The sequence below is a fragment of the Ligilactobacillus cholophilus genome (genome assembly GCF_030389495.1).
Lineage (GTDB): Bacteria > Bacillota > Bacilli > Lactobacillales > Lactobacillaceae > Ligilactobacillus > Ligilactobacillus cholophilus.
Window position 1 is genome coordinate 603,221 of record NZ_CP127832.1, and the last position, 23,243, is coordinate 626,463.

The window sequence follows — 23,243 nt, forward strand, 5'->3', positions numbered from 1 at the left end:
GTCCTTTAATTTGGTCCCGTGAGACCACAAAAGACATGTACGGAAATACTATAATAGTTTTAGTATAACTAAGTAATAGCCTTTTGGGTGTCTCCGAGCGCCTAAAAGGCTATTTTTTTAGAAGGAGGTAAATATATGTCGAAAAAGAAACACGACGTTGTTCTTGACGTTGATGAATGTCCTAAACCTGGACAATGGATTGGATTGTCAATCCAACATATGTTTTCGATGTTTGGGTCAACTGTTTTAGTTCCTATTTTAGTAGGATTAAATCCTGGAATTGCTTTATTCAGTTCAGGTGTAGGTACTTTAATGTACATCTTAATTACAAAAGGTAAAATTCCAGCATATATGGGATCAAGTTTTTCATTTATTGTTCCAATGTTAGCATTAATGAAAACAGTAGGGTATCCTGGAATTGCACAAGGAACTATTGCTGTTGGGTGCGTTTACTTAATTGTTTCATTAATCGTAAGTAAAATAGGATCTGATTGGATCGATAAGGTATTACCACCAATTGTTGTTGGACCAATTATCATGGTTATTGGATTATCACTTGCAGGTACTGCAGCAAAAGATGCAACTATTAATGCTAATGGAAATTATGATTTACGTTTTTTCCTTGTAGCATTATTAACTTTAATGGTTACAATTTTCTTTAACATGTACCTTAAAGGCTTCATGGGTCTTATTCCAATTTTGTTAGGTATTGTTTTCGGATATGGAATTGCATGCATGTTTGGATTAATAGATTTTGCTCCAATCATCAAAGCACCATGGTTTAGTTTGCCAGATTTTCAAATTCCGTTCCTTAATTACAAACCACACTTATACTGGGGCGCAATATTGAGTATGGCACCAATTGCTTTTGTAACAATGACAGAACATATGGGTCATATTATGGTATTAAATGAATTAACAGATCGTAACTTTTTTAAAGATCCTGGATTAAATCATACATTAGCTGGTGATGGAACAGCATCAATTATTGCCGGTTTAGTTGGTGGACCACCTGTAACGAGTTATGGAGAAAATATTGGTGTTTTAGCTATTACAAAAGTACATAGTGTTTATGTATTAGGTGGTGCAGCACTTTTTGCTATTTTATTTAGTTTTGTAGGTAAACTTAGTGCATTAATTGAATCAATTCCTAATCCAGTTATTGGTGGAATTTCATTCTTATTATTTGGTGTAATTGCATCAAATGGATTAAAAGTACTCATTGACAATAAAGTAAACTTAGAGAAAAAACGTAATTTAATGATTGCTTCTACAATATTAGTTATTGGTATTGGAGACGCATACTTAAAATTAGGTCAATATGAATTCTCTGGACTTGCTGTTGCTGCTGTAATTGGTATTATTTTAAATTTAGTATTACCTCAAGATGCCAACAGTGAAAAAGAAGTTCACGAAAAAGTTAATAAATAAATACATTTTATGCAACAAAAATTAAATTTGCTATTATATAAACGAATTATCGTTTTTTAATAATTGGTAGTATCCAATTATTAAAAATTATAGGTTATTTTAATTTATTAATCAGGATAAACAAACAATGTATATTTTTTTTTAATCAATGTTAATTTTTGTGTTGCAAAGTGATTGTTTATTGAGTAAAATGTAGATAATTAAGTTGCAAAGATTATTTGCAGCAAAAAGTAGAGGAGGAGACATTCTGTATCTCGCAATTAATATTATTGGTCTTTTAGTATTCTTACTAATCGGTTGGTTATTCTCAAAAGACCGCAAGCACATCGACTGGAAAGCCATTATTATTATGGTTGTATTCAACTTATTAATGGCTGTATTTTTAACAAAGGTTCCTGTTGGTCGGGAAATCATTAAAATCCTTGCAGATGGATTTAATGGCCTTGTTGAAGTTGCATACAAAGGAATTGCATTCTGTATTCCAAGTATGGTAAATGTTAAGAGCATGGACTTTTTCGTAAGTGCATTGCTTCCAATTTTACTTATCGTTCCATTATTTGATATTTTAACTTATATTGGATTCCTTCCATGGGTTATCAAATGGACTGGTAAAATCTTATCATTTATTACACGTCAACCTAAGTTTGAATCATTCTTCGCTGTTGAAATGATGTTCTTAGGTAACACTGAAGCATTAGCTGTTTCAACATTACAATTGAAACAAATGAAAGCAGCTCGTAACGTTACATTAGCTATGATGTCAATGAGTTGTGTTACTGCATCAATTTTAGGCTCATACATGCAAATGATGCCTGCACAATACATTTTAACTGCTGTTCCTATTAACGTTATCAATGCTTTGATTGTAAGTTCAATGCTTAACCCTGTTGATGTAACAAAAGAAGAAGATACAATTGCTACAATGAATGGTACTGCTGCCAAAGAATCTGGCGATATTGAATCAGATGGAAAGAAAGAACCTTTCTTCTCATTCTTAGGTGATTCAATTTTAGGTGCTGGTCGTTTGATCTTAATTATTGCTGCTAACGTTATTACATTCGTTGCTCTAGCTGCTTTAATTGATAAACTCTTAGCATCAGTTCACTTATGGTCAATGGAAAAGATTCTAGGTTACATCATGTATCCATTTGCATGGTTAATGGGTATGGATCCAAGCAGTGCACTTAAGTTAGGTCAATACATGGGTACAAAATTAATTACAAATGAATTTGTTGTTATGGGTAATGTTTCACCTATCATCCATTCATTTGCACCTCACTTTAAGGCTGTATTAACTGTATTCTTAACATCATTTGCTAACCTTTCAACAGTTGGTATGATCATTGGATGTTTCAAGGGTATCGTAAGCAAAGAAAAGAACGATGTAATTTCTAAGAATGTTGGATACATGTTATTATCTGGTATCTTAGTTTCATTGCTTTCAGCTGCAATGGTTGGTTTATTCGTTTGGTAAATCAATAATTACTTATATAAAAAGACTGAACAAATTATGTTCAGTCTTTTTTATTTTATAACTTAATTTTGATCCTTATTTTTGATATAATATTAGTTCGTGTGAGAATTTAAAGAGAGGAGAATTTTCATTGAATAAAAAAACTATGGGATCAATTATTGCAACTGGAATTTTATCATTTGCTGGAATTGTGGTTGAAACAGCAATGAACGTTGCATTTCCAACTTTGATGAGTGAATTTCATGTATCTGTTGCCTTAGTTCAATGGCTTACAACAGGATACTTACTTGTACTTTCTCTTATCATACCAACATCGTCATTTTTAAAACGAAGCTTTCCTACTAAAAATCTATTTATTATTTCAAATGTATTTTTTATTTCAGGAACTCTATTAGCAATGTTAGCATGTAATTTTTGGATGATTTTAATTGGTCGTTTAATTCAAGGTGTAGGAACTGGAATTGCCTTACCATTGATGTTTAATATCATTGTAGAACGGGTACATCCATCGAAAATTGGAACAGTTATGGGATTTGCTAATTTAATTATTGCATTTGCACCTGCAATTGGACCAACAATGGGAGGATACATTGTAAAAACATTTGGTTGGCGAGATATCTTTCTTGTACTATTACCATTATTAGTTATTTCATTTCTTATCGGGATTAAATCAATTGAACAAATTTCTAAAATTGAACATTTGAAATTTAATTGGATTAATTGGATAGCATTAGCTATCACATTTAGTTGTATTATTTTTGCTACTAATGATGCATCTGATTACGGCTGGCTAAGTATACACGTTTTAGCATTAATTTGTATTAGTATAATTAGCATTGTATTCTTTTATTTTCATTCAAAAAAAGATTTACAGCCATTAATTCGTGTAAATGTTTTTTCAAATTTACGTTTTGATTTAAGTACAATTGCTTTAATGATTTCTCAATTTAGTATTTTAGGAGTTAGTCTTTTAATTCCTAACTTTGCTCAATTAGTTTTGCATAAAAATGCATTTGTAGCTGGTTTCTTATTGTTACCGGGAACAACACTTGGAATCGTTATGTCTTTACTTGGTGGTAAAGCATTAGATTATTATGGTGCTAAAAAACCTATTTTATTTGGATTTGGAGCATACGCAATTGCAATGCTTTTACTTACAGTATTTTTACCAAATATTAATACTGGACTAATTATCATTTTCTTTGCAATTGCTGTTATCGGTCAAGCTTTCAGTTCTGGAAATACATTGACTAATGGTTTGCAACAATTACCTAATGATTTAAATACTGATGGTAATGCTGTATTAAATACAGTACAACAATTAGCAGGTGCATTAGGAACATCTATCGTTGCTACAATTGTTGCTAATGCACAAAACGCAAAAAACGTAAGTATGCAAATGGGAACATTAAATGGAGCTAGATCCGCTTTTGGGCTTTTATTTATTTTACAGATTATTGCAATTATTCTAAACATCATTATTTTTAGAAATAAAAATAATAAAGCATAATTTTTTAGTCATAACGTTTGTTATGACTTTTTATTTAATCCTATTTTTTAAATAAAAAGAACTAATTCAAATAAGAAATCTTCATCTAAAAAAGATAAAGACGATAAAAAAATTGTTGTTAAATTAAATGCAACAACTGGTGATAAAATTTCTGTAAAAACTGATGATTAATTAATTTTATTATATAATTTATGCAACTTTATTAATATGTAAAGTTGCTTTTTTATTAATTAAAATTTTATTGCATGATAAAATATAATAAAGCATGTATAATGAATAAATTAGAAAAATGATTATGTAATAAATTATATAATAAATAGTAATGATATTTTTTATCGTTATACGTCGGTCATTAAAACTATAATTTTAATAACAGGTTAAATTTTATAATTTTAACACTCCTCTTATATATTTATATATCTAGAAAGGAATTTTTATGGACAGTGATCGTTATTTACCACTAATTCAAAATGAATTAAAAAATCTGCCATCATACATTCAAGATTTTTACTTGCAAACCAATCATTCAATTACAACGATTTATCAATATCTAACTGAATTTCGAAGATTTTTTAGTTGGCTAAGAGATTCTGGAATTGCTAAAGTTGAAAAGAATTCTGAAATTCCAATTGAAGTACTTGCTGAATTACGTAGAAGAGACATAATTCTATATATAGATTATTTAAAACATACAAAAAATAAGCAAAATCGTGTAAATTCGCCAACATCTATTAACCGATCAATCAATGCTTTAAGATCGTTATTTAAATTTTTAACTGTTACAGCAGATACAATTGACGGGAAACCTTATTTTACCAACAATGTAATGCTGAAGATTGACTCTTTAAACACAACTGAAACATTAAACTATCGTGCTCATAATTTAGAGGCTCATATGTATACTGGTGATCGTAAATATGACTTTATTGGATTTATAGAACATGAATATGAAAAAAATTGCGATCCACGTGCACTATCTGCTTTTAAACGAAATAAAGAACGAGATATATGCATAGCAGCAATCATTTTAGGCACAGGAATACGTGTTTCTGAAACTGCTAATATAAATGTATCAGATGTTCATCTAGATGATGCCATTTTAGATGTTACTCGTAAAGGTGGAGAGCGAGATTCTGTACCAATTGCGCCTTGGACAATGCCATATATTATTAAATACAGTGAAATACGAAAAGAAAGATATAATCCACCCAAAGAACAAAAAGCATTTTTTGTAACTGAATATCATGGATCAATCCGAAGAATTACATATAATTCAATTGAAAAATTAATTAAAAAATATTCAAAAGCATTTGGCCACCCTCTTACTCCTCACAAATTAAGACATACGTTGGCTTCAGAATTATATGAAATCACAAAAGATCAAGTATTAGTTTCGCAACAGCTAGGTCAAAAAGGAACATCTGCTACTGATTTATATACACACGTAAATCAGGAAGCGCAAAAAGATGCTCTCCGTAAGCTTAAATAATCGCATAACAAAAAGTCGTAATCAATATATGATTACGACTTTTTACATTTTAAAAGCTATCGGCTGGCTTGAAATAACTAGTTTGCGGGTTCATAACTATTTATCAATTTGTAATTTTTACTCCAGAAAGGAGCTTTGGCAACTCCAATCACTTTATCTTTTGGCACAAAGCCATAATAACGGCTATCGTTTGAATTACTTCTATTATCACCTAATACAAAATATGAATCTTTAGGAACTTTAAAAGATTTTCCAGTTCCTAATGTAATTCCTTTTGCAGGAGGCAATAGAAGTGTTAATGTCCCACTTGTTCTTTGTTCTTTTGAAATATAATTTTGGGGTTGATATTTACCATTAACATATAAATCCCCATTATTTTTATATTCAATAGTATCTCCAGGCATTCCAATTACACGTTTTACATATTTAGTGTTTTTTTGAACGTTTGGATTATTATCATCAACACCGTATGCATTAAAAACTATAACAGAATCTTCTCTTACCTTACCTAATTTCCAAACTAGTACGCGTTCATTATTTTGTAAGTTAGGATACATTGAAGTCCCATCTACTTTTACAAATTGAAATACAAAGGCGAGAAGAAAAGCTGCAATTGCCAATCCTGTTGCTATTGGCACAATAATATTTTTAAAAAATGATGACACGTTAATTAACCCCTATCAAATCTTATTTTTAAGTTCTGATTTTTCTGATTTATTTATGTAATATATATATGTTCCAAACAATATTAAAAAAACCATCTCAATAATAATAGTGATATGATTTTTAATATGCATAAAAGGCATAAATATACTTACAGTACTAAAAAACACCCGTAATTTAAATCTTGGTATGCGAAATTCAACTAAATTAGCAATAAGCGCAATACATCCTAATATCACTAATAATAGAGCCATCAAAATGACCCAATCAAAAATGAATTTATGACTATCTGCAACCATTTCTGCTTTTGCATACCCTTTTACTTTTAAAACCTGAACTAACCCGTAATAAGTCATTTGACCGCATATGTATAATATTCCAATAATGCCGATTAAATAATTTAAAACTTTCGCCACAATTTTACCTCTTTTATGCTAATAAAATTTCTAGCTTGACAAAATATCAGATTTTAATTACTAATTTCATTTGCAAGATTAACCAAATAATTATGACTTTTTATTTGTTCATTTGCGTTTGTTGGATCTGCTAAATTAATTTCATAAATACAAGTTGCTTTCGAATTTTGATCTAACAACGGAAGTACACGTTTCCAATCTATTTTACCTTCCCCAAGAATTAGACTATCGTGCTTAATTCCCATTGAATCAACTAAATGATAATGAACAGTTGCATCCATTAAATGTTTCATTGATGCTATCAACATCTCATTGCTACCATGTTCAGCAATAAAACAATGAGATGTATCAAAAGCTAAACGATAATTATGTGACAAAATCTCATTTTCATCTTTAGGATTACCAAAACTAAAAATAGGAGAAATTGTATTTTCAAACATAATATGATTTTTACCTAGTTCACTAAAATGATCCATTCTTGTAAATGCTGCTTCTCTAGCATCTTCAAAAGATGGATACATCGCAATATATTTTGGTGTTTGACGTAAATATGCACCATGAACTAATACCTGAACATTCAAGTCAAATGCAATTTGTAATAAATCAATTGTACTTTGCTCTATAAATGAATATAATTCTGGACAATTTTTTTCTGGAGCAATTAATTCAGTAAATATATCGTGATGAAAGCGCATTGGATGATGTAAAATAATTTTTTTAATAGCATTATCTTGAATAAACCCAATCGCATTACGTAAATTTTTTAAACCATCTTTTGTAAAATCACTCTCTTGTGTAAAAAATTCAAATACATCCGGATGATACTGTAAACGATCCATATATTGGCTTTTATCAGCACTTCCCTTTAGACCTAACATAACTTGCATATCATTTCACCCACTTTCGCCAACTTCTATACTAGTATTATTTTCTCATAAAAGTTATAAGAAAGTGATTATTTTGCATTAACTAATTTTTTAATCCTTATCAATATCTCTAATAAATCCTAGTGCTAATGCACCTTCGCCTAAATGAACTGCAATAACTGGATCAAATTCAGATACAGAGATTGGTAATTCAGGATATTTTTCCTTAATAGAATTTGCCCATTCTTCACCACGTTTTGGTGAATTTGCATGAATTACTAATAATCTTACTGGATAATCAGCATTTAATGCTTCATCCATAATTATTTCTTCAGCACGTTTCATTGCTTTTTTAATTGAACGTACTTTTTCAAATGCAGTGATTTTATCTGTTTTTTTATCAAAATGTAATAATGGCTTTATTTTCAAAACAGTTCCAATAAAAGCAGAAGCATTTGATAACCGACCACCATGGGCAAGATTCTTTAAATCATCTACTACAAAAACTGCATCAAATTGGTGTTTTAATTCTTCAATTGCAGCAATAATTTCTTCTGGATCTTTGCCTTCTTGTGCCATTCTTGCTGCTTTAATTACCATCCAACTCATTGGGACTTCTGTAATAAAGGAATCTACTGGATATAACTTAATATTATCCAATTCGTTTTTTAAATTATCTAAAGTTTGCATTAACCCAGAAATTGTACCAGCAAGATGAATACTAATTACTGCATCATAGCCTTCATCTGCAAGTTGATTATACAAATTTAACATTTCACCTACAGGAGGTTGAGAAGTTGTTGGAAATTCTTTTGCTTCTTTTAATTTTTGATAAAATTCTGACGGAGTAATATCAACACCATCATGATACTCATGTCCATCTATAATAAAAGGAATTGATACTACCTTAATTCCATATTTTTCAATGATCTTTTGATCCAATTTTGCTGTACTGTCGGTAACAACAGCAGTTTTCATAAAATCACACCTACTTTAATTAATTTAATTTGACTCTCTTCATACTCTGCATCAGTCGATTAATTAGAATTTTTAAGAAATTTTTTTCTTCTAAACTCCATTGAGCAAAAACTTTTTGTCCAAATTCATCAAAATCTGCATTCATTTGAGAAAGGACCGTTTTACCTAACTGACTTAATTTATAACAATAGCTTTTACGTGCTTTGACTTTAACTTGCTGATTCTTTGTAACTGAAACAAATTTTTTTTGTGTTAATCGACTTAATTGCCGACTCAACGTAGAAATATCAAGTTGCATTTTTTGGGCTAAACTTTCTTGTGAATTATTGCCATTTGAAATTTGTTGCAAAAGCTGCCACTCAGCAAACGTTAATTTATTTTTTTTGGCAAGTTTTTTGATAAAGCGTTGATATTCACGTTGTAAATCAAGTAAATTATCTAAAGGTTCTTTCAAATAAAATCTCCCTCCCTTTTATTATTTGCATATTACAATTATATCAAAACATCAACAATTATTCTATTATGTTTTCTATTAATTTCTTTGCATTTTTTTAATCAGATATTAAAATATATGTATGAATAATTGACTGAGGAAAGGAAGAATAAAATGGCATTTGATGGAATGTTCACACATGCAATGATTCAAGAACTTAAAAATACTTTATTGGGTGGTCGCATTACTAAGATTTCACAACCATATCAAAATGAAGTTATTTTAACTATTCGTATGAACCGTAAGAATTATCCGTTATTACTTTCTGCACATCCAAATTATGCACGAATTCAAATAACAGAGCAACCATATAAAAATCCTCCTACTCCAACAAATTTTACAATGACATTACGCAAATATTTAGATAATGCAAAATTAGTTGATATTAAACAACTTGAAAATGATCGTGTTGTATATTTAAGTTTTGAAACACGTAATGAAATTGGTGATAAACTACCGTTATTGCTTTCAATAGAAATTATGAATCGATACAGTAACGTTATTTTAATCAATCAACAAAGTAAAAAAATTATTGATACAATAAAGCATGTTGGTTTAGATCAAAATCGATATCGTACACTTTTACCTGGTGCAACATACCGCAAACCACCTAAACAAGATAAAATTAACCCATTTAATGGAGAAATAGAAATTATTAATGAGTTAGTGAAAAATTACCCTAACCGAGAAGTTTTAAGTAAGGCTATTCAATCTAAATTTCAAGGATTTAGTAAAACAACTGCCTTGCAACTGGCTGATACTTTACATATAGATGATACTTTTTCTCCAATTGAACATTTTAATAAATTATTAGAAAATGCAGATAATCCTATTCCAAGTTTTAAAACTGAAGGAAAAAATGATTTTTCATTTTCTAATTTAGGTAACGATATTAAAGATGTAAGTAGTATATATCCTACTTTAAGTATGTTATTAGATCATTATTATTATGAAAAAGCAACTATCGATCGTGTACATCAACAAGGTGCTAAATTAATTCATATCGTTAATCGTGAATTAAAAAAGAATCGCAACAAATTAAAAAAATTAACTCAAGAATTAGATAATACTAAATATGCTGATGAATATAAAATAAAGGGTGAATTATTGATAACATATTTATATCAAGTTAAACGTGGAATGAAAGAGATTACTTTACCTAATTATTATAATAATGATATTCCAATTAAAATATCACTTTCTAATCAATTAGGTCCTTCACAAAATGCTCAAAAGTATTTTAAAAAATATCAAAAACTTAAAAATTCAATTTCATATTTGAATAAACAAATTCTAATCACTAAAAATGAAATATCATACTTTGAAGAAATTCAGTCTCAAATTGAATTAGCTCAGGTAGAAGATTTAGCAGATATACAACTTGAATTAATGAATGGAGGCTATATCAACAAAAATAATCACATTAAAAAGAATAAACGAAGACCTAAAATTAATTCACCAGAAACATTTTGGGCAACTGATGGAACAAAGATTTCTGTTGGAAAAAATAACTTACAAAATGAAAAGTTAACCTTACACACTGCAAATAGAAATGATTATTGGTTGCACGCAAAAAATGTACCTGGATCTCATGTAATAATTCATACTGATAATCCTAGCGAAGAAACATTATTAGAAGCAGCTAATTTAGCAGCTTTCTATTCAAAAGCAAGAAATTCATCAAATGTTCCGGTCGATTATGTTCAAGTCCGAAAGATAAGGAAACCAAATGGAACTAAGCCTGGTTATGTGATTTATGAAGGACAAAAAACATTATATGTTACTCCTAAAAAAGAAATAGTAGACAAATTAAATAAATAATAAAAAGTCGGATATTGCATAAAAATGCAATATCCGACTTTATTATTTATTATAAATTTGTGGATCACCATTTTTAAATTTATGTGGTTTAAAATGTTCTGGATGTGCAATTTGATTTTCACTATCTTTTAATTCTTTTTGAATTTCTTTACGTTCATCTGGGCGATATATTGCAACGATCTCTTGTAACATTTCATTTAAAGCATTGGAATTGATATTTTTAATTAATTGCTCATTAACCTTAAAATCAACTTTACGTGTATCTATTTCCATAGACACACTGCTTTTCCCAGTATATGTTGACAATGCTTGAAAATAAATGATTGCACAAATTTCGTCATATCTAAACTTATGAACTCTTCGCATTGGCTCCTTGATATATAGAGCATCTTTTGTAAAAAGAAATCCCTCTTTACCGTTTTTAAAAAATGATGTATCAATTAGTGCTAAAACATTTTCTTGTTTTTCACGCGGACAAAAAGCACGCCATGCTCTAACTAAAGTCTTTCGCGGAATTTCGGGAATCAAATATGTTTTTGCTCCATGTCCCGAAAGAGCGATATGTGAAAATGATGACGTTAATATATCATATAATTTCATATTGATCGCTCACCCCTTACTAATGTTATTTCACTTTAAATTGTATCACAGAAAAGCGATAAACATTAGCAATAGCATTATGTTTTATAAATTTTAATAATTAAATATCTATATGCGTATTTTCAGCAGATTCGATATTTTTCCGTCCCTTTTGTAATATATAAACACTAATTATTACCAAGATTATACCAATTACTTCTATTCCTGATACCATCATTTTAAAGCAAATGACGCTCAAAATAGATGTAGTAATTGGTTGGACTGCATCCATAATACTAATTACATCAGAAGGCGCATAATGTGTCGCATAGAGAAGTAATCCAAATGGGATAATTGTTCCTAAAAAAATTACTGTTAACATTGAAGCAATTAATGTAGGTGTTATAGTTGGTGTACCTACCCATACTGGTTGGTGTAAATTGAAGAAGAATCCAGCAATTAATGTTCCCCATCCTAAAACAACCAACGGAGGATTTTCAGGATCTTTAACAATGTTTCGTGGTAAAACAACATAGAAAGCAGCAGTTAAACCTGATCCTAATCCCCACATTAAAGAACTTGTGGTAATTGATAATTCTGAAAAATCACCCTTTGTGAGTGCTAAAAAGACACCAACTAAAGCAATTATAAATGCAAAAACATCTGTTTTATAAGGCATTTGTCGTTTAAAAATTATTGTACCTAATACAATAAATAGAGGGCTTAAATATTGTAAAATTGTTGCTGCAGATGCATTTCCACCAAATTGGATAGATTTATAAAAGGTAAATAAATTTGCCATTAAACCTAATACAGCGTAAGCAAATAGCCAACAAACATTTTTCCATGATTTAAACACATGGAAAATTTTACCACGGTACATAATTGAACTAATTATCATTAAAAATATTCCTGCACCTAATGTTCTAGCTGAGAGGAACCATGATTCAGGAATATTTTGATTTTGTGAAATAAATTGCAAAACAGTTCCTGAAATTCCCCACATCATTGAAGCAATTGCTGCGATGATAATTCCCTTAGCAATTTTACTAGAATTTTTTGCCATAAGTTTTTAATCCTCCATAAAAAAATTTCATAACGCAAAATATTATAGCATAAAACACATTTATAAAAAATAGGTCTCATGTTATTTATGTAATAAAAGATAACATGAGATCTATTTTTAATAATCTTTTTTTTCTATAATTTGATGCTCTTTATTGTATTCTTTCACTTCACGTAAATATCCATATTTTTCATTTAAACGAGACAATAATGGATAGTCATGTGTATGAACTTCACCTGTTTGGAGTTGTTTTTGATACAATTCAATATAAGGTACTTTGGCATTTGCAGCACGTAATAGTTCATCTGGATGACTATATGCTACTTTTCGAAAATCTATATCTCTTACACCATCATCAATTGATAATATTAAATATTCTGCACGAAGATCTTGTTGTAATTTTTGATGTTTAAAAAATGGCTGACCTACTGACCCCGGATTCAAAACTAATTGTTCTTCACTACTGTAACGCATTATTGGATGATGAACATGTGCGTATATTGCAATATCTAGATCATCTTCGATAAATAACTTATTAAAACTTTCTGTTGGTAAAGTTGGATATAACTGCTGTCCAAAATTAATGTCAGGCAAATTATGAGTTAAAGCAATTGACATATTATTTACTTTTGTAACTAAACGAATTGGCCAACTTTTCATTATTTGAATTACATTTGACTCTAATTTACTTCCTAAATCTTGAGCCAACTTTGCCATATATACCTTACTTGGTTTTTCAGGAATTAATCGTCCTTCAATTCCCTTAATAAGTAAATCATCCCAATTTCCTCGCAAATAAATTGACGGATTTATTTTTTGCATTAAATCCCATAGATCTTGTGCTCCTGAACCTGGTGCAAACAGATCACCCATAAACCATGATTCAGTCACATCTTGATCCTTCATATCTTCATATACTGCTTTAAGTGCAGTATAATTTCCATGCACATCTGAAAAAATTGCGATTTTATGAAACATAGTAGTCCTCTTTTCTTTCTGACTGCCTTTATATTAACACATTTTGAATACTATATAACTAAAATTAAACTTTTGGAGTAAACTGATTATAGAGAGGTAATAAGTAATTATGAATAATAACAATAGATACGTACAACCTAAAAATGCAAAGGATGCAATGCTTATTATAGAAAAATTATTTAATAAATATCGAAATGCACCTTTAACAATTGAATTAATAAATTATCATCAAAAGCTATTAAATCAATTAAGGAACAATATTTATTTAGCAGTATTAAATGAAAAAAATGATCACCTTCTAGCTCAATTAAACACCATGATTGATTCAATGGAATCATGGTTAAATATTCGCACAACTAACCATATCTTTTGTGGGAAAATGAAGCACTTTAAAATTAATTTTAAAACTAATAATCAACGATATAAATTGCAAACACACAAAATCAAAAATCATACAAATCATCGTTCTGTTCGTCATTAATATTTGCAATGTAATGTTACAAAGTGTATTATCAAAAACTAAAAGAATAATCATGAAGGGATGGCTTTAAAATGGAAAAAAAGAATATGGATGAATTTATAAATACTATCATTAATGAAAAATTAGCATCAATGAATAGCGTACACCGACAATCAACAATTACTACAATTAAAGCTGAAAATATTGCCCAACATAGTTTCTTTGTTGCTTTTTATGCTTTTAAAATTGCTAAAAATTTAAATTTAAACAGTGAATTATGTGGCGAAATTACTATTGAAGCATTAATTCATGATATAGCAGAATCCTCATCATCTGATGTTCCAAGTAATGTAAAATATCAAGTTCCAGGACTCAAACAAATGCTTGATAAAGCTGAAGATTTTGCGATTAATAAATATTTTCCTGAAATAAAAGAAGAATTTACTCGCTTACGTGAACATGAAGAACAAGGTGATTTGATTGGAGTTATTATTAAACTTGCAGATATTATTGCATTAATCCAATTTTTACGTACTGAACGTTCTCTAGGTAATCAAGATTCAACTTTAATTAAAGTAATAGACCAAACATATGATAATTTAGATAAGCATTTATCACGTTTAAAAGAATTAGTTGCTGAAAACAAATAAAAAAAAGAGGTTAATAACCTCTTTTTTTTATTCATAATCACTTTGCTTATATCCAAATGCAGCTAAATCGGCTTTTTTATCTTTCCAATTTGGTTGAACCTTAACCCATAATTCTAAATAAACTTTATCACCAAGCATAAGTTCGATATCTTTTCGAGCACGTGTCCCAATTTCTTTTAACATTTTACCGCCTTTACCGATTATGATACCCTTTTGGCTATTACGTTCAACTATAATTGTTGCCTGAACTAAAATCTTTTCATCATTCTCACGTTTGATTCTATCTACAACAACTGCAACAGAATGGGGAATTTCCTCACGAGTAAGTTGCAAAACCTTTTCACGAATTAACTCGCCGGCAATAAAGCGTTCAGGGTGATCAGTTACTTGATCTTCAGGATAATATTGTGGGCCTTCAGGTAAATCTTTAATTAAATTATCGATTAGTTCTGGAACATTATTTCCCTGTAATGCAGATATTGGATAAATTTCTTTGAAATCTAATAAGTCTTTATAATCTTCAATGATTTCAAATAATTTATCTGGATGTATCTTGTCTATCTTATTGATCACCAAATAAATAGGTTTCTTTGTTTTTTTAAGACGTTCAATGATGAAATCGTCGCCTCTTCCTCGTTTTTGAGTTGCATTTACCATAAATAAAATTGCATCAACTTCATTCAACGTTGAAAGAGAAGATTGCACCATAAAATCACCTAATTGACTATGGGGCTTATGAATACCTGGAGTATCTATAAATACAATTTGAGCATCTTTTCGCGTATAAATACCTTGAATTTTATTTCTTGTAGTTTGAGCCTTATCGCTCATAATTGCAACTTTTTCACCAACAACTCTATTTAAAAAAGTTGATTTTCCTACATTTGGACGCCCAATAATTGCTACAAAACCAGAATGAAAATCTTTATTTTCCATTTTCTACCTCACATTTGTTATAAAATTTAAAATTTTAGGAATAAAAATAATTACTGCAACTAAAATTGCAAATATAGCAGAAATCAAAACAACTCCAGCGGCAATATCCTTAGCTTTTTTAGCATATGGATTTGGTTTTAAATCACTTGCTAAATCTGTTAAATTTTCAATTGATGTATTTGTTGCTTCTGCAGCCAAAACAATTGTAGATGTAACCAAAATCCATAACCATTCTGAACTTGATAAATGGAAAATTAATCCAACAATAACGACCAATGATAAGCAGATTAACTCAAATCGAAAATTTCTTTCTTCTTTAAATACAGTTATTATCCCTTCACAAGCATGTTTTAAAGAATGATAAAACTTTCGATTTTTCCATTCATTAGAAAAATTACCTTTGAAGTCCATAATCATCTAAAATTTCTTCTTGCAAACCAAACATTTCTTTTTCATCTTCAGCTCTCATGTGGTCGTATCCATTCAAATGAAGAAAACCATGCACAGTTAAAAATCCCAATTCGCGATCTTCTGAATGGCCTAAATATTCAGCTTGTTCTTTAACTTTATCCATTGAAATCATTAAATCTCCAATATTTTTTGGGACATCAAAATTAAAATCATCAGGTAAAATAATATCGGATTCATCGCCATTTTCTTCCATTGCAAAACTAATAACATCAGTTGGCTTATCAATACCTCGATATTTTTTATTTATTTGGTGAATATGTTCATTATTCATAAGCGTAACTGACATTTCTGTATTTTCAGGAAGATTTAAATATTCACTTGCACAATGTAAAATTCCTTTCACAAGATCTAATTGATGTTGTGAAACTTGATTTGTCTCATCAATAATTTGTAAATCCATTTATTAATCATCCTTATTTTCTGCAGTATTATCTAATATTTCATCAGCTTTCGATGCACCACGTTCATATGCTTTGATAATCTCTGAAACTACTGGATGACGAACAACATCTTTTGCATCAAAATGAACAAAGCCAATGTGTGGCAAATTCTGTAACAGACGTTCTGCATCAACTAATCCACTTTGCTGATGTCCTTTAGGTAAATCAATTTGAGATTTATCGCCATTGACAATCATCTTAGAGCCGAAACCTAATCGGGTCAAGAACATTTTCATTTGAGCACGTGTGGTATTTTGAGCTTCATCAAGAATTACAAATGCTTTTTCCAAAGTTCTACCACGCATATATGCCAATGGAGCAATTTCAATCACACCTCGTTCGATTAAACGCTCAGTATGTTCAGTACCTAGAATTGCATACAATGCATCATATATTGGTCGTAAATATGGATCAACTTTTTCTTTTAGATCTCCAGGAAGGAAGCCTAAAGATTCTCCTGCTTCAACTGCTGGACGTGTTAGAATTAACTTCTCAACTTCCTTTTTCTTAAGAGCTGCTACTGCCATTACAACCGCTAAGTATGTTTTACCTGTTCCAGCAGGCCCTATGCCAAATGTTAAATCATTACATTTTATATTTTGAACATATTGACGCTGACTAAAATTTTTAGGGCGAATTGGTTTTCCCATACGATCACGTAAAAGTGTTGTTGTATATAAATCAGGTAAATATTTTAATGTACCCTTTTCTTCCATTTTTACAGCAGAAACAATATCTGCCTCGCTAATTGAAACCCCAGATTTTAATAAACCAATTAACTCTTCAATAATTTTGATAGTTGCCTTAACAGATTCTTCTTGTCCAATTATTTTCAAATTATCCCCGAATGGACGTATTTCAACATTTTTACTCTCTTCTAATAAGTGTAAATATCCATCATTAATGCCAAATAAAGCTGGCTCCAAATTAGATTCTGTAATTCGATACTCTAATTCAACATTTTTTAATTCTGTCAACCAACTAACCTCCTAATTATTAATAATAAATCATTTATACCTAATATTATATAAATATTACATTTAAAAATCATCTAATCAGGTTTATTCATTAAAATCCATATGTTGATTCGTCTTATATAATTTAATTAATTCAATTAATTCATTTGTTTCACTTATAATAATAGTTAAATCTTCTTTTGACAATTCACCTGTTTTATTTAAGAATTCATATAATTCCTTAATTGCATCTACTACAAATTCTTCTTCTTTATTTTTTTGATATCGAATTATTGCTAAACTAATAAAAAATGATTGGATAGCAGTTAAATCATATACAACTGTTTGATGTAATGATTCTAATAAGTAATAAAAAACATAATCAATTACATATGTCATCTTTTGCTTTATTTCACTAGGGCTGTTCTTACATTCATTAGTTAAATAATCAGAAAATTGTAAAAACATTTTTGAGTTATTTTCTAAAACACCACTCATAAATTCTTTTTCTTCTGATTTATTCATAGATTTTTTTCCATCTAACTCATGCCATTTTGAAAAAGGTTCCCATTGAGCTTTTATTTCAGCATTTGAAAAGTCTTCATGTGCATGTACTACAAACGAGTTTGATAATTTGTAACAATATGAACTTACAGCATTATCTTTACATAAAAAATCTTTAAATCTCGTATCATTTCTACGAATTGACGAACATGCAAATAATGCATTCAAAGCCGTGAATTCATCATTTTTAAATATTTCATCAATATCAGGCATATGCTCAATATTAGCTTCTAACATTGCAAATACATCTGAAAAATCCGTATCATCTCTAAATACTTCAATAGTTGAATTACGAATAAATTTAACATATTCACTTGATTTAAACTTTTCAACACACAAAGTATTATTAATTTGATTGATAATTGTTGCAAATTCATCAATAAATTCATCTTTAGTATATGTTTCAACATTAAAAATTATAAAAGGTAAAAGTGATGCACGATTTATAAAAATCCAAGCTTTATGTCCATTTGAAGCTGTGTATTCTTCAAAACTCCAACTTGTAATATCGAAAGTATTTTTAGAAACACTTTCATTTAATTTAACTCCCGGTATTTTATCCGTATCATTTCTAGCATAAAAATACAAAATTAATTTTCTCTCCTATTTGACTACGTTAATTAAAACCTTTCCATCTTGTGCAGAATAAATTATTTCATCACTATTAGGTTTAAGTAACGATAAAGTATATCCTTTGCCAATTTCGTTTTGAATTTGAGTTGATGTTTCTAAAATACTATTTGTTAACTCCGTATATCCACATTCTTCAGCTTTATTATGATTTTCTAATACATAATTGATTGCTTCTATATTTTGTGATGAAGTAGGTGTTATGAAATAAGTTTTATTTTCCTTATTAAAACTAATAGTACCAACATTTTCAAAACTTTTTTGCAAATTTTTTAATGCTAATTGTTGATTGTTTTCAACTTTACTTCCCTCATCAATTCTTTGTAAGCCATTTTTTATTTTCACATTAGAAGAACTTGTTCTTACAACAGTATTTTCCTTAAGTTGATCATTAGTATTTTGCATTGATAATTTATAAATTTTAATTCCACCTATAATTCCAATAAGTAAACATATAATAATCATCAAAACTGGTGTAATCCATTTTCCGTATCTGTGAACAGAATTAACTAAATAGAAAATTGCCAATACAAAGATAATTATTGCCATTGCTACAATTGCAATCCAAACTGCCACCTAAATTTCTCTCCTCACATTAGTAAATTATTTTATCTAAAGGAATATCAGTCTTTTCAATTAGCCATTTATCATTATAAATAATTTGCTCATGTAATGCTAATGAAATTTTTTTACCGTAAAATGAGTGCAAAAAGCGGTCATAATAACCGCCTCCAAAACCAATGCGCTGATTATTGTCTAATGAAAAGCCTACGCCAGGAACAATAATCACATCAGGTTGATTATTAATTTTTGATTCTTGCCATACTGGTTCACAAATACCAAATTTATTTGTTTTAAACTGAGTATGCTCATCTAATCTAACAAAGTCCATTCGATGACCTAATCTCATTACAGGTGCATAAAGCTCTTTTCCTAAATTCCATAGCATACTAATCAAATTATGCGTATCGACTTCAGGATACTTGCTTAATGTGATTCCAATTGTAACAGAGTCTATTATTTCTTCTGAATTTAGCGTTTTTGAAATTAGTAAATCTGTTTCTAGTTTACGTTTTTTTCTATCTAAATTATTTAATTTAGATAGAATTTCTTTTCTAATCTCATTTTTAGATTTATTTACTTGTTCCATTTTTTTGAACTGCATCCCTTTTTGAAATATGTTTTTCAATACTCTTATCAACAAAGTATAATACAATTCCACAAAGTAATGCAATTCCTCCTAAAAGAATTGCTTTTAATTTTAAATTTAACAGAATATACAAGCAAATTAAAATTGAAATTGATGGAACTAAAATACCACCACGCAAATTAAATGATCCTGCATTCTCTTTTTCTGGATGTTTGTGTTTTTCCCATTGCTTTTTAAACATTACAATTGAAGTAGAAAAATATTGAACAAGAGAAATAATAATTGTAACAGGTACTAAAAATAGATAACTTCCACTTAAGACTAGCAACATACACAAAGTTGTAGTAATAATGATTGCAACATATGGCGACCCGTCTTTTGATTTTTTACCAAAAAATCTTGGTAGTAAATGATGCTCATTTGCTAATGAAGATGCAACATATGGCGTACTAAATGATAATGATATTGCAACACCAAGAACAGAGCCAACAGTCCCAATTGTTATTAAAATTTTCCCCCATGTACCAAAATGTTTACCAAAAGCAATTGCTAAAGGAACACTACTATGTGCTATTGATGGCCCTAATATTCCAATTGCAACAAAAACTGTAGCAATATAAATTAAACTCACTGAAACAATAACCGCTACTAATTCTCTTGGTAAATTTTTTTTAGGATTTTTCATTTGAGCAGCTGCAACTGGTAAAAAAGCAAATCCCATATACATGTAAAATGCATTACTAAAAGCATTATTCATTGAGCTCAATGAGTAGTGTGTATCTGAAACAAAGTTTACTTTATGGATAAACCAAATTCCGACAAAAATAAAAATTAATAATACGCCAATTTTCAAAAACGTTGCTATGTTATCTGCGATACTTGAAGCTTTATCTCCTAATAGCCCAATAATTGCAATAATTAAAATTATCGATAATCCACTTAAATTGTATACTAATTTATTTGAAAGTGCAGGAACCAATAATCGCATAGAGGTTAAGAATGCTGCAGTTTCAGTAGAAATAGTTGCTACACCTTGTAACCATGTAAAAAATCCAACTTCAAAGCCAGCAAAACGTCCAAACTCTTTATAAGCATATAACCAAGCAGCTCCATTTTGTTTTGTTTCACTTGATAACGCTGCATAACATAATGCTAAAAATAGTGCTGAAATACCTGATAAAACCAATAACCAAATTAAACCATTTCCAGCCTTAGAATATAAACTTCCTGGTAGCAAAAAAATTGCCGAACCTACCATTCCATCAACACCTAATAAAAATGCTGAGAATGGGCTAATCTTATGATCTTTTGTCATATATTGTCATCCCCTAAAAAATCAAATATCTCTCATTTTTAGTTTAGCATCATGGTCATAATTTTAAATAAATTAGTTCTCCCATATATTTTGTAATCTTATGTTATAATTTATAAATTAATTAAAATAATTAAGGAAGTTTTTTAATTGGTTAAAGATTATTTAATACAACCAAATGTATCAAATAAAACATTGATTACAAATGCTGGTTTAAAATATAAAACAAATTTTATCGGAAAAATTGGAATTATGATGCTCTCTTGTGGAACAGGTGCATGGAGAGTTCGAGAATCAATGAATTCTATTGCAAAAGTATTAAATATTCGCTGTTTTGCAGATATTGGATTAGTTTCTATTAATTACACTTGTTATGAAAAATGTAATTCTTGCTCACAAACACTTACACTATCTGAAACAGGCATTAACATGGTTAAATTACATGATTTGGAAGATTTTGTTAACTTTTTTCAATTACATGGAACTGACTTAACTGTAGCAGAAGTATGTTCATTATTAAAAAAAATAAATCGTTCTTCTAATAATTATTCAAAATTTACTTTATCTTTAGCTGCAGGACTAGCTTGTAGTGCCTTCGTTTTTTTGCTTGGAGGTGGAATTATTGAGATGTTTTGCAGTTTAATTGCTGCAACTTTAGGAAACTACATTAGACAAATAATTGGTAAACATAATTTGATTAGTTTGTTAGGTATTATTTATAGTGTTGCTACTGCATGCATTTCATACGCAATCGTTTTCTATTTGTTAGAAATTTCTTTTCACTTATCTATCCAACACGAAGCCGGATATATTGGTGCAATGCTATTTGTTGTACCAGGATTTCCTTTCATTACTAGTGGATTAGATATTGCCAAATTAGATATGCATTCTGGACTAGAAAGAGCCGCATATGCATTAATGGTTATATCAATAGCATCATTAGTTGCATGGATTATTGCTTTTTATATTAATTTAAAACCATCAAATTTTACTCCATTAAATTTAACACCATTTATCACTTTTATTCTACGTATTCCAGCAAGTTTCATTGGCGTTTTTGGCTTCTCATTAATGTTTAATAGCACTCCTAAAATGGCATTTTTAGCAAGTATTGTTGGAGCATTTGCAAATACATTCCGGTTAGAATTAATTGACTTTACTTCTATGCCTCCTGCTGCGGCTTCATTTGTTGGTGCTTTGTGTGCTGGAATTCTTGCATCAATTATTCAATTAAAGAATGGTGATCCAAGAATTTCTATTACAGTACCATCAATTGTAATTATGGTACCAGGTTTATATATGTATCGAGCAATCTATGATATTGGAAATTTATCACTTATTTCCGGAATCAGCTGGTTAGTTAAATCTATTATGATAATAATTTTTTTACAATTAGGATTAGTTGTTGCACGTGCAATTTCTGATTACAAATGGCGTCACACTATATCATAAATTAAAGGAGACCATTTGGTCTCCTTTTTAGTAATCCCATTCAATATTTGTAGGATTTTCAACAACTGAATGTACAGGACATGCAGTTAAGCATTTTTGTAAAAATTGTTCTTGTTTAGAAACGGGAATATTACTTTGCATATCAAATTTAATTTTCATATTATAAAATCCATCTTTTATTTGTTCATTTATAACTCCTTTTGTCTCAACATCAGTTGAAATTATTACCTTTAAAGAATCTATTTTATATCCTTCTCTTTCCGCTATTGAACAAATAGTTACATTCAAACATGAACCTAATGCTCCTAAAAGTAATTCAGTTGGCCTAGGATATTTACCATTCCCTCCAGCAGATTTTGGCTCACTACTATCAAAAATCATTTTTCCAGAATCATTTTTAACTTCAAACTTTTGATTCGTTTTTGATGAAATCATTTTCATGTGCCTCATAAAAATTA

At 29.4% G+C, this 23,243-nt stretch carries 25 protein-coding genes; 8 read left to right on the forward strand and 17 right to left on the reverse strand.

The features are described 5' to 3' along the window. Positions 1 to 135 precede the first annotated feature (135 nt). From QPK35_RS03205 to xerS, 4 genes are all read left to right on the forward strand, one after another. Positions 136 to 1,431 (forward strand): uracil-xanthine permease family protein, encoded by a 1,296-nt coding sequence (locus tag QPK35_RS03205; RefSeq protein ID WP_290034028.1) that lies wholly within the window; start codon positions 136 to 138, stop codon positions 1,429 to 1,431. A 247-nt stretch (positions 1,432 to 1,678) separates the two neighbouring features. Then, positions 1,679 to 2,905 carry a NupC/NupG family nucleoside CNT transporter gene (locus QPK35_RS03210; protein ID WP_290034233.1) on the forward strand — a complete coding sequence of 409 codons (1,227 nt, stop codon included), beginning with the start codon at positions 1,679 to 1,681 and terminating at the stop codon, positions 2,903 to 2,905. A gap of 130 nt (positions 2,906 to 3,035) precedes the next feature. Next, positions 3,036 to 4,415, forward strand: a complete 1,380-nt coding sequence (locus tag QPK35_RS03215) for a DHA2 family efflux MFS transporter permease subunit (RefSeq protein WP_290034029.1) — start codon at positions 3,036 to 3,038, stop codon at positions 4,413 to 4,415. Positions 4,416 to 4,851: 436 nt separating this feature from the next. After that, entirely contained in the window at positions 4,852 to 5,904 is a 1,053-nt protein-coding gene (gene xerS / locus QPK35_RS03220; RefSeq protein WP_290034030.1) for a tyrosine recombinase XerS, read from the forward strand. Positions 5,905 to 5,981: 77 nt separating this feature from the next. Here xerS and lepB read toward each other — a convergent pair whose 3' ends face one another. The 5 genes from lepB to QPK35_RS03245 form a co-directional block, all read right to left on the reverse strand. Next, positions 5,982 to 6,575, reverse strand: a complete 594-nt coding sequence (lepB, locus tag QPK35_RS03225; protein WP_435302720.1) for a signal peptidase I — start codon at positions 6,573 to 6,575, stop codon at positions 5,982 to 5,984. 9 nt (positions 6,576 to 6,584) lie between these two features. Beyond that, positions 6,585 to 6,983 carry a hypothetical protein gene (locus tag QPK35_RS03230; protein ID WP_290034032.1) on the reverse strand — a complete coding sequence of 133 codons (399 nt, stop codon included), beginning with the start codon at positions 6,981 to 6,983 and terminating at the stop codon, positions 6,585 to 6,587. Positions 6,984 to 7,036: 53 nt separating this feature from the next. Then, on the reverse strand, positions 7,037 to 7,870 hold the full coding sequence (locus QPK35_RS03235; protein ID WP_290034033.1) for a TIM barrel protein: 834 nt from the start codon (positions 7,868 to 7,870) through the stop codon (positions 7,037 to 7,039). Between the two features lie 90 nt (positions 7,871 to 7,960). Then, the gene (locus QPK35_RS03240; protein WP_290034034.1) at positions 7,961 to 8,827 is read right to left on the reverse strand and encodes a DegV family protein; all 867 of its coding nucleotides are present in this window, start codon (positions 8,825 to 8,827) and stop codon (positions 7,961 to 7,963) included. 19 nt (positions 8,828 to 8,846) lie between these two features. Then, complete coding sequence (locus QPK35_RS03245; protein WP_290034035.1) at positions 8,847 to 9,281, reverse strand: MarR family winged helix-turn-helix transcriptional regulator; 435 nt, start codon at positions 9,279 to 9,281, stop codon at positions 8,847 to 8,849. Positions 9,282 to 9,434: 153 nt separating this feature from the next. Between QPK35_RS03245 and QPK35_RS03250 the strand changes: the two genes are divergently transcribed. Beyond that, a complete protein-coding gene (locus QPK35_RS03250; protein ID WP_290034036.1) occupies positions 9,435 to 11,141 on the forward strand; it encodes an NFACT RNA binding domain-containing protein in 1,707 nt (568 codons plus the stop codon). Between the two features lie 42 nt (positions 11,142 to 11,183). Here the strand turns inward: QPK35_RS03250 and QPK35_RS03255 are convergent, their stop codons facing one another. The 3 genes from QPK35_RS03255 to QPK35_RS03265 all read right to left on the reverse strand — a co-directional run bounded on the left by QPK35_RS03255 (position 11,184) and on the right by QPK35_RS03265 (position 13,764). Beyond that, a complete protein-coding gene (locus tag QPK35_RS03255; protein WP_290034037.1) occupies positions 11,184 to 11,741 on the reverse strand; it encodes a hypothetical protein in 558 nt (185 codons plus the stop codon). A gap of 100 nt (positions 11,742 to 11,841) precedes the next feature. Next, positions 11,842 to 12,786 (reverse strand): DMT family transporter, encoded by a 945-nt coding sequence (locus QPK35_RS03260; RefSeq protein WP_290034038.1) that lies wholly within the window; start codon positions 12,784 to 12,786, stop codon positions 11,842 to 11,844. Positions 12,787 to 12,903: 117 nt separating this feature from the next. Continuing rightward, entirely contained in the window at positions 12,904 to 13,764 is an 861-nt protein-coding gene (locus tag QPK35_RS03265; RefSeq protein ID WP_290034039.1) for a metallophosphoesterase family protein, read from the reverse strand. Between the two features lie 109 nt (positions 13,765 to 13,873). Between QPK35_RS03265 and QPK35_RS03270 the strand changes: the two genes are divergently transcribed. Together QPK35_RS03270 and QPK35_RS03275 are read left to right on the forward strand one after the other, a co-directional pair. Continuing rightward, a complete protein-coding gene (locus QPK35_RS03270; protein ID WP_290034040.1) occupies positions 13,874 to 14,245 on the forward strand; it encodes a hypothetical protein in 372 nt (123 codons plus the stop codon). A 71-nt stretch (positions 14,246 to 14,316) separates the two neighbouring features. Continuing rightward, a complete protein-coding gene (locus QPK35_RS03275; RefSeq protein WP_290034041.1) occupies positions 14,317 to 14,874 on the forward strand; it encodes a YfbR-like 5'-deoxynucleotidase in 558 nt (185 codons plus the stop codon). A 27-nt stretch (positions 14,875 to 14,901) separates the two neighbouring features. Here QPK35_RS03275 and era read toward each other — a convergent pair whose 3' ends face one another. The 8 genes from era to QPK35_RS03315 form a co-directional block, all read right to left on the reverse strand. Further along, positions 14,902 to 15,810: a GTPase Era gene (gene era, locus QPK35_RS03280; RefSeq protein WP_290034042.1), complete on the reverse strand. Its 909-nt coding sequence runs from the start codon at positions 15,808 to 15,810 to the stop codon at positions 14,902 to 14,904. 3 nt (positions 15,811 to 15,813) lie between these two features. After that, positions 15,814 to 16,227: a diacylglycerol kinase family protein gene (locus QPK35_RS03285; protein ID WP_290034043.1), complete on the reverse strand. Its 414-nt coding sequence runs from the start codon at positions 16,225 to 16,227 to the stop codon at positions 15,814 to 15,816. Further along, positions 16,205 to 16,681 carry an rRNA maturation RNase YbeY gene (gene ybeY, locus QPK35_RS03290; protein WP_290034044.1) on the reverse strand — a complete coding sequence of 159 codons (477 nt, stop codon included), beginning with the start codon at positions 16,679 to 16,681 and terminating at the stop codon, positions 16,205 to 16,207. Before ybeY ends, QPK35_RS03285 begins: the two co-directional genes overlap by 23 nt. Before the next feature lie 3 nt (positions 16,682 to 16,684). Then, the gene (locus QPK35_RS03295) at positions 16,685 to 17,698 is read right to left on the reverse strand and encodes a PhoH family protein (protein WP_290034045.1); all 1,014 of its coding nucleotides are present in this window, start codon (positions 17,696 to 17,698) and stop codon (positions 16,685 to 16,687) included. A gap of 84 nt (positions 17,699 to 17,782) precedes the next feature. After that, positions 17,783 to 18,829, reverse strand: a complete 1,047-nt coding sequence (locus QPK35_RS03300) for a hypothetical protein (RefSeq protein ID WP_290034046.1) — start codon at positions 18,827 to 18,829, stop codon at positions 17,783 to 17,785. A 15-nt stretch (positions 18,830 to 18,844) separates the two neighbouring features. Next, entirely contained in the window at positions 18,845 to 19,447 is a 603-nt protein-coding gene (locus QPK35_RS03305) for a hypothetical protein (protein ID WP_290034047.1), read from the reverse strand. Between the two features lie 19 nt (positions 19,448 to 19,466). Next, positions 19,467 to 20,021 carry a 5-formyltetrahydrofolate cyclo-ligase gene (locus QPK35_RS03310; protein ID WP_290034048.1) on the reverse strand — a complete coding sequence of 185 codons (555 nt, stop codon included), beginning with the start codon at positions 20,019 to 20,021 and terminating at the stop codon, positions 19,467 to 19,469. After that, on the reverse strand, positions 20,005 to 21,336 hold the full coding sequence (locus QPK35_RS03315; RefSeq protein ID WP_290034049.1) for an APC family permease: 1,332 nt from the start codon (positions 21,334 to 21,336) through the stop codon (positions 20,005 to 20,007). The genes QPK35_RS03310 and QPK35_RS03315 overlap by 17 nt, the downstream gene beginning before the upstream one ends. A gap of 147 nt (positions 21,337 to 21,483) precedes the next feature. Between QPK35_RS03315 and QPK35_RS03320 the strand changes: the two genes are divergently transcribed. After that, on the forward strand, positions 21,484 to 22,785 hold the full coding sequence (locus QPK35_RS03320; RefSeq protein WP_290034050.1) for a threonine/serine exporter family protein: 1,302 nt from the start codon (positions 21,484 to 21,486) through the stop codon (positions 22,783 to 22,785). Between the two features lie 27 nt (positions 22,786 to 22,812). Here QPK35_RS03320 and QPK35_RS03325 read toward each other — a convergent pair whose 3' ends face one another. Then, positions 22,813 to 23,235, reverse strand: coding sequence for an OsmC family protein (locus QPK35_RS03325; RefSeq protein ID WP_290034051.1), 423 nt, complete (start codon positions 23,233 to 23,235; stop codon positions 22,813 to 22,815). Positions 23,236 to 23,243: the final 8 nt, after the last annotated feature.

What these genes read in the sequence shown, in the direction of transcription:
- QPK35_RS03270 (WP_290034040.1), top strand. Translation starts at nt 13,874, where the DNA reads ATGAATAATAACAATAGATACGTACAACCTAAAAATGCAAAGGATGCA.
- era (WP_290034042.1), bottom strand. Translation starts at nt 15,810, where the DNA reads ATGGAAAATAAAGATTTTCATTCTGGTTTTGTAGCAATTATTGGGCGT.
- QPK35_RS03240 (WP_290034034.1), bottom strand. Translation starts at nt 8,827, where the DNA reads ATGAAAACTGCTGTTGTTACCGACAGTACAGCAAAATTGGATCAAAAG.
- QPK35_RS03205 (WP_290034028.1), top strand. Translation starts at nt 136, where the DNA reads ATGTCGAAAAAGAAACACGACGTTGTTCTTGACGTTGATGAATGTCCT.
- QPK35_RS03250 (WP_290034036.1), top strand. Translation starts at nt 9,435, where the DNA reads ATGGCATTTGATGGAATGTTCACACATGCAATGATTCAAGAACTTAAA.
- QPK35_RS03315 (WP_290034049.1), bottom strand. Translation starts at nt 21,336, where the DNA reads ATGACAAAAGATCATAAGATTAGCCCATTCTCAGCATTTTTATTAGGT.
- QPK35_RS03310 (WP_290034048.1), bottom strand. Translation starts at nt 20,021, where the DNA reads ATGGAACAAGTAAATAAATCTAAAAATGAGATTAGAAAAGAAATTCTA.
- QPK35_RS03285 (WP_290034043.1), bottom strand. Translation starts at nt 16,227, where the DNA reads ATGATTATGGACTTCAAAGGTAATTTTTCTAATGAATGGAAAAATCGA.
- ybeY (WP_290034044.1), bottom strand. Translation starts at nt 16,681, where the DNA reads ATGGATTTACAAATTATTGATGAGACAAATCAAGTTTCACAACATCAA.
- QPK35_RS03260 (WP_290034038.1), bottom strand. Translation starts at nt 12,786, where the DNA reads ATGGCAAAAAATTCTAGTAAAATTGCTAAGGGAATTATCATCGCAGCA.
- xerS (WP_290034030.1), top strand. Translation starts at nt 4,852, where the DNA reads ATGGACAGTGATCGTTATTTACCACTAATTCAAAATGAATTAAAAAAT.
- QPK35_RS03275 (WP_290034041.1), top strand. Translation starts at nt 14,317, where the DNA reads ATGGAAAAAAAGAATATGGATGAATTTATAAATACTATCATTAATGAA.
- QPK35_RS03255 (WP_290034037.1), bottom strand. Translation starts at nt 11,741, where the DNA reads ATGAAATTATATGATATATTAACGTCATCATTTTCACATATCGCTCTT.
- QPK35_RS03235 (WP_290034033.1), bottom strand. Translation starts at nt 7,870, where the DNA reads ATGCAAGTTATGTTAGGTCTAAAGGGAAGTGCTGATAAAAGCCAATAT.
- QPK35_RS03325 (WP_290034051.1), bottom strand. Translation starts at nt 23,235, where the DNA reads ATGAGGCACATGAAAATGATTTCATCAAAAACGAATCAAAAGTTTGAA.
- QPK35_RS03265 (WP_290034039.1), bottom strand. Translation starts at nt 13,764, where the DNA reads ATGTTTCATAAAATCGCAATTTTTTCAGATGTGCATGGAAATTATACT.